This is a genomic window from Deltaproteobacteria bacterium, assembly GCA_009929795.1.
Classification (GTDB): domain Bacteria; phylum Desulfobacterota; class Desulfovibrionia; order Desulfovibrionales; family Desulfomicrobiaceae; genus RZZR01.
Genome location: RZZR01000014.1, coordinates 21,173 through 33,148, shown reverse-complemented (window position 1 = coordinate 33,148; position 11,976 = coordinate 21,173). Strand labels below are relative to the sequence as shown.

The following is an 11,976-nucleotide window of genomic DNA, read 5'->3' as shown; positions in this document are numbered from 1 at the left end:
CCAGAAGGGTGGTCATGGTGTCGCTCCTTGAACCGAAAGAATAGGGGGAAGATCGGGTAAAGGCAAGAACGGCCGATCTGCACCGAGCCGGATGCATATCGAGGCGGAAGGCGGGTTCTCCGGGCTGAGGGTGTTTCGCCGGGACCTGAGCCGGGGTGATTAAACATCTTGCGTTTCCCACGGTTCCGGAGCAGAGTATGGATAAAATTTCACTTCAACCAAGGAGGAACGGGTATGAAGAAATGGGGCTCAAAGCGGGTTGGTTCGTGGCTTCAGGTGGCGGCCATTTTGGTGCTTGGATTCTTTTTTGCCCAGGGGGGGTGCGATTCGAGCAGTTCGGACAGCGATGTCGACAACGCCAAGTATTACGGAACCTACACCATCGAGGTGAAGAGCGCGGACAAGGAAGCCTGCGTCGGCAACAGGCTCAATCTGGAGATCGGCGGTGACATGTCCCTGGTCACGGACGGCACTCCGGACGAGTTGAAGAATCGTTTCTACATCTACGCCGGCAAGCACACCACGGAATACACCTATGTGACCACCAAGAGCGGCAAGACCTACACCTACACCTTCAAGTCCGACGGCAAGATTCTCGAGATGACCCAGGAGATCGGCGGTGACTGGAAGTACACGCTGAAGCTCCGCTTCGTGGACGACAAGCCCACGACCTTCACGGCCAAGGACGACAACCGGTTCAACGACTGCGGGAACAACGAAGGCGAATTCTGGAAGAGATAGTTTCTTGAACGCATGCGTGTCCAAAAGGCAGGGCGCCGTGCCCTGCCTTTTTCTTTCCCGGGAGAGGGGATGATGGGCTGCGAAAAAGATCAGTCCCGGACCCGGTTCAGGCCCGCCGACTATCCCGAGACCCCGGGGGTCTATCTCATGAAGGACGATCGGAGCCGGGTGATCTACGTGGGCAAGGCCAAGAATCTCCGTCGCCGCTTGGCCTCGTATTTCCGCCAGGCAGACACGCTTTCGCCCAAGACCAGGGTCATGATGGCCAGGGTGGCGGCCATCGACACCCTGATGACGGCCACGGAAAAGGAGGCCCTGCTTCTGGAGGCCAGCCTGATCAAGAAGAACAGGCCCCGCTACAACATCGTCCTCAGAGACGACAAGAACTATGTCCTGTTCACCCTGGACGCATCCTCGGCCTATCCCCGCCTGACCTTGACCAGACGATATGTGGACGACGGTTCGGTGTATTTCGGGCCCTTTACCTCGGCCCTGGCCGCCAGGCAGACCATGAAGGCCGTGAACCGGATTTTTCCCCTGCGCAAGTGCCGGGATCACGTCTTCCGGAACCGGGTCCGGCCCTGCCTGCAATATCACATCGGCCGCTGTCTGGGTCCCTGTGTCCTGGACGTGGACCGCGAGGGGTATGCGGCCCTGGTCCGGCGGGTGGAGATGCTTTTGTCGGGCCGATCCCGGGAGTTGATCCGGGTCCTGCGCTCCGAGATGCAGGCCGCGGCCGAGGCCCTGGAGTTCGAGAAGGCCGCGACGCTCAGGGACCAGATCCGGGCCGTGCAGGAGACCGTGGAGCGACAGGCGGCCGTGCTGCCCGGAGGGGACGACGTCGATGTCGTGGAGATCAGTCCTCACGATGACGGAATTCGTCTGGGCATGGCCTTTGTCCGCCAGGGCAGGCTCATGGATGGGCGTGGATTCGTCTGGGACGGCGTGACTCCGGAGGACGAGACCCAGATCCGGGACATGCTGTCCACCTTTCTCGTCCAGTTCTACGGGCCGGGGAAATTCATCCCGCCGAGGATCGTCCTGCCCCTGGCATTGGACGACGAGGGCCTCATCGAGCATCTGTCCGAGCGGTCCGGCAAGGCGGTCCGCCTCGACCCGGCCCGGGGGGATCACGAGCGGGAACTCGTGGCCATCGCCAGGACCAACGCCATGAACCAACCCAAGCTCCAGCACGTGGACAGTCCTCTGGCCGGCGTGGCCGCGAGGCTCGGCCTGGCGTCGACACCGGCTCGCATCGAGGCCGTGGACATCTCCCATCTCGGGGGGCGGGAAACCCGGGCCGGACTGGTGGTCTTCGAGGACGGGCGGCCCAAGAGGGAGGACTTCAGACTCTACAATCTGGATGGCGACGACTGCGGGGGCGACGACTACAAGGCCCTGGCGGCCTTTGTCCGCCGCCGCCTTGGATCGGGTCCACCCTGGCCGGATCTTCTGCTCATCGACGGGGGCCGGGCCCAGCTCGGGGCGGTGTCCCGGGTCCTGGGCGAGACCGGGGTCGTTTTTCCGCTAGCGGCCATGGCCAAGGGCGAGACCCGCCGGGGCGGCGAGCTGGGGGACCGGGTCTTTGTGCCGGGCCGGAAGAATCCCGTGGCCTTCCGGCCGGGTAGCCCCGGCCTTTTGTTCCTCCAGGGGGTCCGGGACGCGGCCCATCGGTTTGTCCTCACCGGACAGCGCAGGGCCAGAACCAAACCGGCCCTGGCCAGCCGGGTCGAGGCCCTGCCGGGCATCGGGCCGAAAACCGCAGCCCTGCTCTGGGAGCGGTTTGGGTCCGTCGAGGCCATGCTGGCCGCCGGGATCGAGGACGTGTCGGGCCTGCCGGGATTCGGAGAACGCAGGGCCTCCAAGGTCGTGGAGGCCCTGGCCGGCTTGAGGGAAGGGGCCTGATGCGGGTCTTTCGCCGGACCAGAATCCGTCGGGAGGCCCCGGCTCCACGATCGCCGGACCCGGTCCGCGAAACGGAGTTCGTCACCCTGGAGGCTGTCGATCCGGACAGCATGGGCGGTGGACGGCATGGCCGGATCAGGGAATGGTCCCTGGTCCTCCAGGCCCTGTTCGTGCCTCATCGGGTCTCCAAAACCCAGGAACGGTCTGAGCTTCTGGTCCACCCCGATTGGGAGGAACGGGCCAAAAGGGAGATCGAGGAATATGCCTCGGAGGAGGCGGGAGAGCCCGTCCCGGTCGTGGAGCCCGAAAGCCTGTCCATCGGGGCCACGCTGCTCTGGACCCTGGCCTTCACCCTGCTCGGGCTGCGCATCCAGGCCGTGCAGCCCTTTCTGGACCGTCCGGCCTGGGAATGGCTCGAGGCCGGGCAGGCCGACAGCGCCCTGATGCTGGCCGGGCAATGGTATCGGACGGTGACAGCCCTGTTTCTGCACGCCGATGTCGGCCATCTGCTGGCCAACAGCCTGGGCCTGGCCGTGTTCGTGGGCACGGCCTCCCGAAGGCTGGGGCCGGGACCGGCCTGGCTTTTGACCCTTGCGGCCGGAATCCTGGGCAATGTCCTGAATGCCTGGATCCGGGGGCCGGGCCATCTGTCCATCGGCGGTTCCACGGCCGTGTTCGGGGCCGTGGGCATCCTTTCGGGCATGGCCGTTTCCCTGGATCTTCCCCAGCGCTGGACTCGGGCCGGGGTCCCGGTGGCCGCCGGCCTTGGCATGCTGGCCATGCTGGGCACGGCCGGGGAGCGGACCGATCTTCTGGCCCATCTGTTCGGATTTGTGGCCGGACTGGCCCTGGGCTGGGGAGCCGGGATCGGCCTTCGGATCGCGGGACGCCCCGGCAAGCTTTTTGGATTCGCTTGCGGGGCCATGGTCCCGTTTGTCGTGGCCGGGGCCTGGTTTCTGGCCCTGCGTTGAACCCGTAACACGGGAGTCGTATCGTCATGCTCATCCTGATTGTTGTCGCCGTGGTTCTGGCTTGGTTTTACCTGGCCTACCGCTTTTATGGGAAATTCCTTCAGGACAGGCTGATCGAGGCCGATGACAATCGGCCTACCCCGGCCGTGGCCCTGGAGGACGGAGTCGATTTTGTCCCGGCCCGAAAGATGTTTCTCTGGGGCCATCATTTCTCGTCCATTGCCGGGGCCGGGCCAATTGTCGGGCCGATCATCGCCGTTTCCATCTACGGCTGGGCCCTGCCGACCCTGTGGATCGCCCTGGGCTGCGTGTTCATCGGTGGAGTCCATGACTACATGTCCCTCATGCTCTCGGTCCGTCACCAGGGCCGGGGCATTGCCGAGATCGCCGGGACGACCGTGGGCAAGGGGACCAGAATCATCTTCGGCCTGCTTCTCTGGCTGACGCTCATCTTCATCATCACCGTTTTCGCCGAGAGTTCGGCCACGGCGCTCATCAAGAAACCCGAACTGGTCATTCCCACGGCCGGGGTCTGCATCGTGGCCATGCTTCTGGGCCAGGCCGTGTACAGGCTGAAGCTGAACACCACCGTGGCCACGATTCTGGCCGTGGCGGCCATGTACGGCCTGGTCTGGGTCGGATTTCATTATCCGCTGGCCCTGCCGGCGGACTGGAGCCCGGAGCTCAAGGAGAACACGGTCGTCGTCATCCTTTTCGCCTATTGCGCCGTGGCTTCGCTTCTGCCGGTCTGGTTCCTGCTCCAGCCCAGGGACTTCCTCTCGGCCATTCAGCTCTTTGTCGGTCTGGTTCTGGGCTTCGTCGGGGTCATCGTGGTCCACCCCGAGATCTCGGCCCCGGCCATGACCGGAGGGTTCATAGCCGGAAACAACCCGGTCTGGCCGATGCTGTTCATCACCGTGGCCTGCGGGGCGGTCAGCGGGTTCCACACCATGGTGGCCACGGGCACGACCTCCAAGCAGCTGGCCAAGGAGACCGACGGCAGGATCGTGGGCTACGGCGGGATGCTCATGGAGGGGGTTTTGGCCTTTCTGGTGGTCCTGGTGGTCGGGGCCGGACTCAAGTGGGGCCTGGCTCCGGAGGGAACGGACGCGGCCGTGGCCGTGGAGCAATATTTCGGAAGCGCCCTGTCCCAAGGCTGGATCGTGGCCTTTGGCAGCGGGTTCGGAAATCTGGCTGGGCACGTCGTCCCCGGCCTCGGAGTGGGGCTGGCCGCCCTGCTCGGGGCCTCCATGGTCAAGACATTCGTCATGACCTCCCTGGACACCTCGACCCGGCTCGGCCGGTTCATTTTCTGCGAGACCCTGGCCCCGAATTCCAGGCTGATCAATAACAAGATCGTTGGAACGGCCGTGGTGGTGATCCCATCCCTTTTTCTGGCCCTGTCCAACGACTACCAGACCATCTGGAAGATGTTCGGGGCCTCCAACCAGCTCATCGCGGCCATCGCCCTGATCGTCATCAGCGCCTACCTGGCCGGAAAACGGAAGCCAACGGTCTACACCTTCCTTCCGGCTGTGTTCATGACCGCCACGACCCTGGCCGCCTTGGGCTGGAACATGTTCAACCCGAAGACCGGCTATTTCACCGGCCCGGCCAAGGACGCGACCCTGGGGATCATCGCCGTGGCCCTGGTGGTCATGGCCCTAGTCATCTTCGTCGAATCGACCATGATCATCGCGCGGATTCGTTCGGGGAAGGGAAAGGCAAGGGTGGATGCTCGGCCGTAGAGTGTCCCGGAAAGCATTGAGCCAGGAAGACGGACGGCCCGGACATCATCTCGATGCCCGGGCCGTCTGATTTTGGTCGGGTTGTTCTAGCCCACGGCCACGTGGGGAAAACGGAAAGGATTGTCTAAGCCGTGTCCCGTACCTGCGGTCTCTGACCCAAAACCCGGGCCAGGTCGCGGACCAGGGCCCGCTGGAATCCGAGCTGGAAGACGTAGCCCAGGGCCCCCCGAGTGGCCCAGAGCAGGAGGTAGAAGAGGGTCACCGGAAAGACCAGGCAGTCGAAGATGTACCCGGCGATGATCTGGACGGTCCAGACGATCATGTCCCGGGCCCGGTCCTTCAGGAAGACGAAGACGTCCCGCATCTTGTTTTGGGCGGCCTCGAACTTGTCCATGAGCCCTTGGGGGATGGTCTCGTTCTCGGGGAAGAGCTCCTCCTTGGCGGCCGTGAAGCCGGCTTCGGATTCCCGGATGGCCGGGGCGGTGATGAGTTCCGAAAGCCTGGCCGCTCCCCAGACCGAGAGGGGCAGGATGTAGTAGAGGGCCAGGGTGCCCACGACGGCCACCCGCAACAGGTCGGTCAGGGTCTGCTTCAAACGGTGCAGGTTCGGCAAAAGCCAGACCGTCAGCCAGACGGCCAGGGCCAGGGCGAAGGTGGCGGTCAAGAGCCAGGAGTCCACGACCATGGTGGCCTGGAGCAGATAGCGGATGCCCAGAAGGGTCACCGAGCCGAGGAGCAGGGTCCGCCAGGCGATGTCCACGTAATCGTAGGCAGGCTGGACGAAGTCGCCGATTTGCACGTGCATGGACAGGCCGAGGCTGGCCCCGACGTCGCTGCCCTCGATGATGGACAGTCCGGCTTTGAGCACGGACATGACCGCGAAGCTGGCCACGGCCTTGTTCATGGTCGTTTCCAGATAGCGGTCGTTCTCGGCTCGCAGGGCCTCGCCCCCCAGGACATTCACGGCCCGTTCGCCGTAGCCAAGGGCGGAAAGAACGCAGGCCCCGGCCAGGAGGGCGGTCATGACCAGGCCTGCAATCAGCCCGGGACGGAAGGGTCCGGCCTGGGGAGACGAGGTCATGGCGTTTCCCTGTCCAGTCTGGACGACAGGTCGATGAGGGCTCGGCCCATGGAGTTCAAAGCATCGGCCAGGGACGGGTCCGCGGCCAGGCGGCGGTAGGTCCATTGGGCCATGTAGAGCAGCTCGTTTCCGTTCAGGGTGTTGATGCGGACTCCTTCAAGAACGGCCTGCTTGAGGTTCTGCCGGGCCTGTTCCCGGGCCAGGATGGCGTTTTTGATCTCCTTGCCGGCGTCTTCGAGGTCCTGGGGCGTGCCCTGGTCTTTGAATTTCCAGAAGTAGAAATAGGCGTTGTTGACCTCGTCCACGCGGCGGACATAGTCGCGGGTCAGATCCATGACCTTCCGGTTCCCGGTCAGGGAGACCAGGGCCTGGCCGACGTCCTTGATTTTATCGGATAAAAGGACGAAGAATTCCCGGCGCTGGTCGGGGGTCAGGGCTCTGCGTACCGTGGCGTTTCCGTCGGCCGGGAATTCCACCGTGATCTCCGTGGCCGCCAGACGCAGCTCCTCGACGAATTGTCCGGCGTAGAGAAAGGACAGGACCCGGATGGTGGCAGGGCTTAGGACGTGTCGAAAGACCGAGTTCCTGGCCTGGTCGAGATCGTCGGCCGGACCGGGATCCAGGCCCAGGAGTTCAGTGCCGTAGCGCATGTTCACGGTCTTGACGTCCAGGGCCAGGAGGCCCGTGGACTCGGGATTCAGGACGCTGCCGGACGGGCGGTAGTGGCCAGCCAGGAACACGGCCAGATCGGCCGGAAATTCCGGGGTGACCACGGGGTCCGACTCGGGCATGGCCGGTTCCGGCTCAACGGGTTGGGCTTCCGGTTCGGCGGGTTCGGTCTCGATGGGCTCGAGCGGGGCGGGCTTGATGTCGCTTCGAGGTTCGGGCCCGGGTTCGTCCTCCGGTGTTAAAACCGGCTGCTCGATGGCCGGGGGCGGGGGAACGTACACCGGCGGAGGCGGGTTCTTGAGCAGGATCAGCCTGTAGATGACGGTGCCGACCACAAAAACGACGGCGGCAACCGTCACCAGGGCTAGAATGCGGGTCTTGGAACTCATGGGCCGGAATCCTTACGTATTCTTTCCCGTCTCGACGGGCGCGTCGTTTTTCATGGACAGGGGTTGTCCCGTGGATTCGACCACGGCCCGCCAATAGTTGGAGCTGGTGTTGATCTTCTTGCGCTTGAGGGTCACCAGATCGAGGGGGATGTTCACATAACGGTCTTGAAGCTTGCTGACGACCATGTTCGTCTTCCCGGCCATGGCGGCGTGCACGGCGTGCTGGCCCAGGAAGCCGCAATAGACCCGGTCGTTGGCGTTGGCCGGGATGGAGCGGATGATGTAGCTGGGGTCGATGTATTTGAGGGTTAAGGGGATTTCCTTGGCCTTGAAATGGGCCTTGATCTCCCGGATGAGGATCTCGCTGAAGTCTCCGAGGATGGGGTTGCCCGAGGCGTCGGTCTTGTGCTCGATCTGACAATGCTCCTGACCGGCCCCCTCGGCGACGACGATGACTGCGTGCCGTCTCTTGACGATGCGGTCCTCGATGGCCTTGATCAGCCCCTTGGGCCCGTGAAGGTCGAAGGGCGACTCGGGGATGAGGACGAAGTTGACCTCCTTAAGGGCCAGGGTGGCCTGGGCGGCGATGAAGCCGGACTCGCGGCCCATGAGCTTGACGATGCCGATGCCGTTGGGAGCCCCGGTGGCCTCGACGTGGGCGCATTGGATGGACTCGGTGGCCTTTTCCACGGCCGTGTCGAATCCAAAGGACCGGCTGACGAAGTTGATGTCGTTGTCGATGGTCTTGGGGATGCCGATGATGGAGATCTTCAGTCGGCGCTCAGCGATGACCGAGGCGATCTTGGAGGCGGCCTTCATGGTGCCGTCGCCGCCGATCATGAACAGGACACTGACATTCATCCGCTCCAGGGCGTCGACGATCTCCTCGGGGGGCTGGGGCCCGCGCGAGGAGGCCAGGATGGTTCCGCCGAAGGCGTGGATGTCGGCGACGGCCTTGGGGGTCAGTTCGATCAGGTCGTGGCCGTATTTGGGAATGAACCCCTGAAGGCCGTACTGGATGCCGAAGGTGGCCGAAATCCGGTAGTTGTGGTGGGCCTCCATGACGATGGCCCGGATGACGTCGTTCAGGCCCGGGCAGAGCCCGCCACAGGTGACCAGGGCGCATTTGGTCTTGGGCGGATCGAAGTAGGTGAATTCCCTGGGCCCGGCCTCCTCGAAGTCGCAATAGGTGGGGGCCTTGCAGGATTCCTTGTCGAGCTCGCTGTTGATGTGGACCAGGCAGGTCTGATCGTTTGGAATGAAGCGCCCGAAGGGCATGGGCGAAGGGATCTTGGCCTCGCCGAGGTTTTCGATGGTGGTGTCGAGCTTGGCTATGTCGTAGGTCATGGTCGGCCTCTCTTCTGCCCGCAATCGGTCTTGGAGCCGATTCCAGAGGGCGGTTTCATGGTTTTTCCGATTCCGGGTCCAGTCCAAAGCCCATGTCCTGGAGGACGTTTACGATGTCCTCCGGTCGGTCGATGCGGACATCTTCCAGACGTTCCGGCCCGGCCGCCCGGCGGTGGACGGCCCGGATTTCCCAGCCGGTCCCCCGCGGGGAAACGTTCCAGTTTTCCAGGCGGATGTCCAGACTGCGAACTCCAGGCAATCTTTGGACGTCTTTAAGCATGGACTCGATCTCGTTGGGCCTGAACTCGCCAATGGGGTCTTTTTTGAGGATCCCGTACAGGGACACGGATCGTTCGGAGGCCGAATGGTTCAATCGGCTCAGGTCGGCCAGATGGCGGACGAGGACCGCCTTGACCATCTGGTTCAACCGATATCTTCCGGTCTGAAGTGGCGCGCGAGATGCAAGACTCATGGACAAGAGGTGGCACAAAGCCGAAAAAATGACAATGCCCTGTTCGGGGCGGGAGGCGACATGGTTTTTCGGGTCTTCATGGCATGTATGCTGGCGGCCGGAATTTTGACGGCCGGATGCGCGGGTCCTTCCCGGACCTCCGGGATTCATACCGAAACCCAGGTCAGAATGGACATGGGCCGTCTGGAAATCGGCCTGCCCAAGGACAACGTCCTCGATCTGCTCGGATCCCCGTGGTGTTCGGAAACCGTCCACGGCACCGAGTTCCTTGTATATAGGACCGGTTGCGGCACGGTTCGAGGCGGCAAGCGTCTGCAACTCCCCGAGTGTTTCACCCCGGTGGGCGTTCGCTCGGGCCGGGTCGTGGGCTGGGGAATCAGGTACTACGAGATGTCCACGGGGGAGGACTTTCTGGGCTGTGGTTCCTACAAGGACCGCCGCTGACCGATCGTTTTGAGACGACGGCATTTCCGTCTGGAACTACCGGTATTTCTTGGAGTCGATCCGGTATTTCTTGACCTTGTAGTTGATGATCCGATAGCTGGCCCGCAGATCCCGGGCGGCCTGGAGCATGTTGCCCCGGGCTTTTTTCAGGGCATCGACAATGACCTCCTGCTCGAATTTGGAAACGGCCTCGCCGAAAGAGAGGTCCACTTCCGAGGCCGAGCTTTCGGCCGTCTGCAGGGTCGGGGGTAGATGATAGGTCCGGATGGCCGTTTCCATGCACAGGAGTACGGCCCGCTCCAGACAATTTCTCAGTTCCCGGACGTTGCCGGGCCAGTGGTACTGGACGAGCAGGTCGATGGCTGGAGTCGAGATCCGCTTGATGTCCTTGCCGTATTCCCTGGAAAAGGACTGCAGAAAATGTTCGGCTAGGACCAGGATGTCTTCCCTCCGGTCCCGCAGGGGGGGGATGAAGACCGGAAAGACGTTGATCCGGTAGTAGAGATCCTCCCTGAATAACCTGGCCTCGATCATTTCCTCGAGATTCTGGTGGGTGGCGCAGATGATCCGAACGTCCACGTGGGTGGTCTTTTCGCTGCCCAGACGTTGGATCTCCCCTTCCTGCAGGGCCCGCAAGAGCTTAGCCTGGGTGTCCGACGACAATTCCCCGATCTCGTCCAGAAACAGAGTGCCCTTGTCGGCCAGTTCGAAACGGCCCCGCTTGCTGTCCACCGCTCCGGTGAACGCCCCCCGCACATGCCCGAACAATTCGCTCTCGACCAGGTGGGCCGGGAGCGTGGCGCAGTTGAGGCGGACAAAGGGGCCGCCGGATCTGGGGCTCATGTTGTGGATGGCCTGGGCCAGAAGCTCCTTGCCTGTACCGGATTCGCCGCGGAGGAGGACGGTAGCCCGGGTGCCGGCCACCTGGCGGATCTGGGCCATGATTCCGGCCATGGCCTTGGACGTGCCCACGATGCTGTTTCTAGCCAGATCTTGGCCGGCGCAATCCAGACCGAGGTCCGGGGCCAGATCGCTCTGCATCTGGAGACGTTCCTGCATGTAGGCAGTCTGTCGGGCGATGACCGCAGCCAGGATTTCCAGGAAGAGACGGTGCCGGGCCAGGGTGTCCAGGGATCTGTCTGCCGAGGCCGGAATGTCGGCGCTCAGCACCCCGATGACTTCGGCTTCCTGGGCTGTTCCGGCAGGGAAGACCGGCACGGCAGCATAGGATAGTTCGTGAAGCTCAGGGGCGCTGCGGCGGCCGGCCAAGTTCAAGAATCTGGGGTCTTCGGCCATGATGGGGACGATGATGCCCTGGCCCGTGGACTGGACCAGACCGACGATGCCCTGGCCCGGGGTATAGGAGACCGCCGAGGTCTGGGAATGGCCGTGGGATGCGCTGCAGCGGAGCAGATTGGTTTTGGGGTCGAAGATGGTCAGGGCCATGCGGGGATAGCCCATCTCCCTGGCCGTGTAGGTCAGCAGAGCCTCCATGCCCGGCCGGAGCGGACTCAGGGGATCGAGGTCCGACAGGAGGTGCTTCAGGGTGTGGAGAAAGCGGTCCCGGGCTAAGGTCATGGCGGCACTTGCTTCCGTGTTTCGGCTGACGTGGTTCGCTCAGTTGGCCAGGGCCCGGTCGGCCAGGCGCATGGCCCGAATGTTCAAATCCACGATCTTCGGTTTCATGTACATGCCGATGCCCCGCTCCAGAGCGTCGAGCCCGAAGGGCAGTGCCCCGGAGCCGAACAAGGCGGCCATGAGCACGGTGTTGGCGGCCAGGGGGCTTCCGGCCTCGATGCCCAGGGAACGGCAGGGAAGAAACAGGGTCTTGGAGGCCCAGGCAGAAGCCTTGGATTTGATCAGATCCAGATCTGGATAGGACTCGCGGCCGGCGGCAACTCCCGGGGGAAGCATGGGCTCGCTGTTGGAGACGATGAGGCCGTTCTTCTTCAGATAGGGCAAAGCCCGGAGGGTTTCCAAGGGTTCGAATCCGAGGAGAATGTCGGCTTCGCCGAGATCGATGCGGGGGCTTTTCCATCCGCCCATGAGCACGAAGGATTCGACGACCCCGCCCCGCTGGGCCATGCCGTGGATCTCCCCGGCCGTGACCGGAATGTCGTTGTCCAGAGCAATATTGGCCAGAAGGGTGGTGGCGGTCAGGGTCCCCTGGCCTCCGACTCCTGTCAGGAAAATGCGGATTTTGTCCATG

General features: G+C 63.3%; 11 protein-coding genes. 5 read left to right on the top strand and 6 right to left on the bottom strand.

Annotated elements, in window-relative coordinates; translation table 11 throughout:
• The first annotated feature begins 234 nt into the window (after positions 1 to 234).
• From EOM25_03200 to EOM25_03185, 4 genes are all read left to right on the top strand, one after another.
• Positions 235 to 741, top strand: coding sequence for a hypothetical protein (locus EOM25_03200; protein ID NCC24195.1), 507 nt, complete (start codon positions 235 to 237; stop codon positions 739 to 741).
• Between the two features lie 72 nt (positions 742 to 813).
• Positions 814 to 2,646: an excinuclease ABC subunit UvrC gene (gene uvrC, locus EOM25_03195; protein ID NCC24194.1), complete on the top strand. Its 1,833-nt coding sequence runs from the start codon at positions 814 to 816 to the stop codon at positions 2,644 to 2,646.
• Positions 2,646 to 3,617, top strand: coding sequence for a rhomboid family intramembrane serine protease (locus EOM25_03190; protein ID NCC24193.1), 972 nt, complete (start codon positions 2,646 to 2,648; stop codon positions 3,615 to 3,617). Before uvrC ends, EOM25_03190 begins: the two co-directional genes overlap by 1 nt.
• A 26-nt stretch (positions 3,618 to 3,643) precedes the next feature.
• Entirely contained in the window at positions 3,644 to 5,365 is a 1,722-nt protein-coding gene (locus EOM25_03185) for a carbon starvation protein A (GenBank protein ID NCC24192.1), read from the top strand.
• Between the two features lie 124 nt (positions 5,366 to 5,489).
• On the opposite strand, the gene EOM25_03180 is transcribed toward EOM25_03185, so the two are convergent.
• The 4 genes from EOM25_03180 to EOM25_03165 are packed head-to-tail and all read right to left on the bottom strand — an operon-like array spanning position 5,490 to position 9,278.
• A complete protein-coding gene (locus EOM25_03180) occupies positions 5,490 to 6,446 on the bottom strand; it encodes a hypothetical protein (protein ID NCC24191.1) in 957 nt (318 codons plus the stop codon).
• Positions 6,443 to 7,504, bottom strand: coding sequence for a hypothetical protein (locus EOM25_03175; protein ID NCC24190.1), 1,062 nt, complete (start codon positions 7,502 to 7,504; stop codon positions 6,443 to 6,445). Before EOM25_03175 ends, EOM25_03180 begins: the two co-directional genes overlap by 4 nt.
• Positions 7,505 to 7,516: 12 nt before the next feature.
• Positions 7,517 to 8,851, bottom strand: a complete 1,335-nt coding sequence (locus EOM25_03170; protein NCC24189.1) for an ATP-dependent 6-phosphofructokinase — start codon at positions 8,849 to 8,851, stop codon at positions 7,517 to 7,519.
• A gap of 55 nt (positions 8,852 to 8,906) precedes the next feature.
• Positions 8,907 to 9,278 (bottom strand): hypothetical protein, encoded by a 372-nt coding sequence (locus EOM25_03165; GenBank protein NCC24188.1) that lies wholly within the window; start codon positions 9,276 to 9,278, stop codon positions 8,907 to 8,909.
• Positions 9,279 to 9,383: 105 nt separating this feature from the next.
• Between EOM25_03165 and EOM25_03160 the strand changes: the two genes are divergently transcribed.
• Positions 9,384 to 9,767, top strand: coding sequence for a hypothetical protein (locus tag EOM25_03160; protein ID NCC24187.1), 384 nt, complete (start codon positions 9,384 to 9,386; stop codon positions 9,765 to 9,767).
• A 36-nt stretch (positions 9,768 to 9,803) separates the two neighbouring features.
• Here EOM25_03160 and EOM25_03155 read toward each other — a convergent pair whose 3' ends face one another.
• Positions 9,804 to 11,345 (bottom strand): AAA family ATPase, encoded by a 1,542-nt coding sequence (locus EOM25_03155; GenBank protein ID NCC24186.1) that lies wholly within the window; start codon positions 11,343 to 11,345, stop codon positions 9,804 to 9,806.
• Between the two features lie 39 nt (positions 11,346 to 11,384).
• Positions 11,385 to 11,975, bottom strand: a complete 591-nt coding sequence (locus tag EOM25_03150; protein ID NCC24185.1) for an indolepyruvate ferredoxin oxidoreductase — start codon at positions 11,973 to 11,975, stop codon at positions 11,385 to 11,387.
• Between the last annotated feature and the right edge of the window lies 1 nt (position 11,976).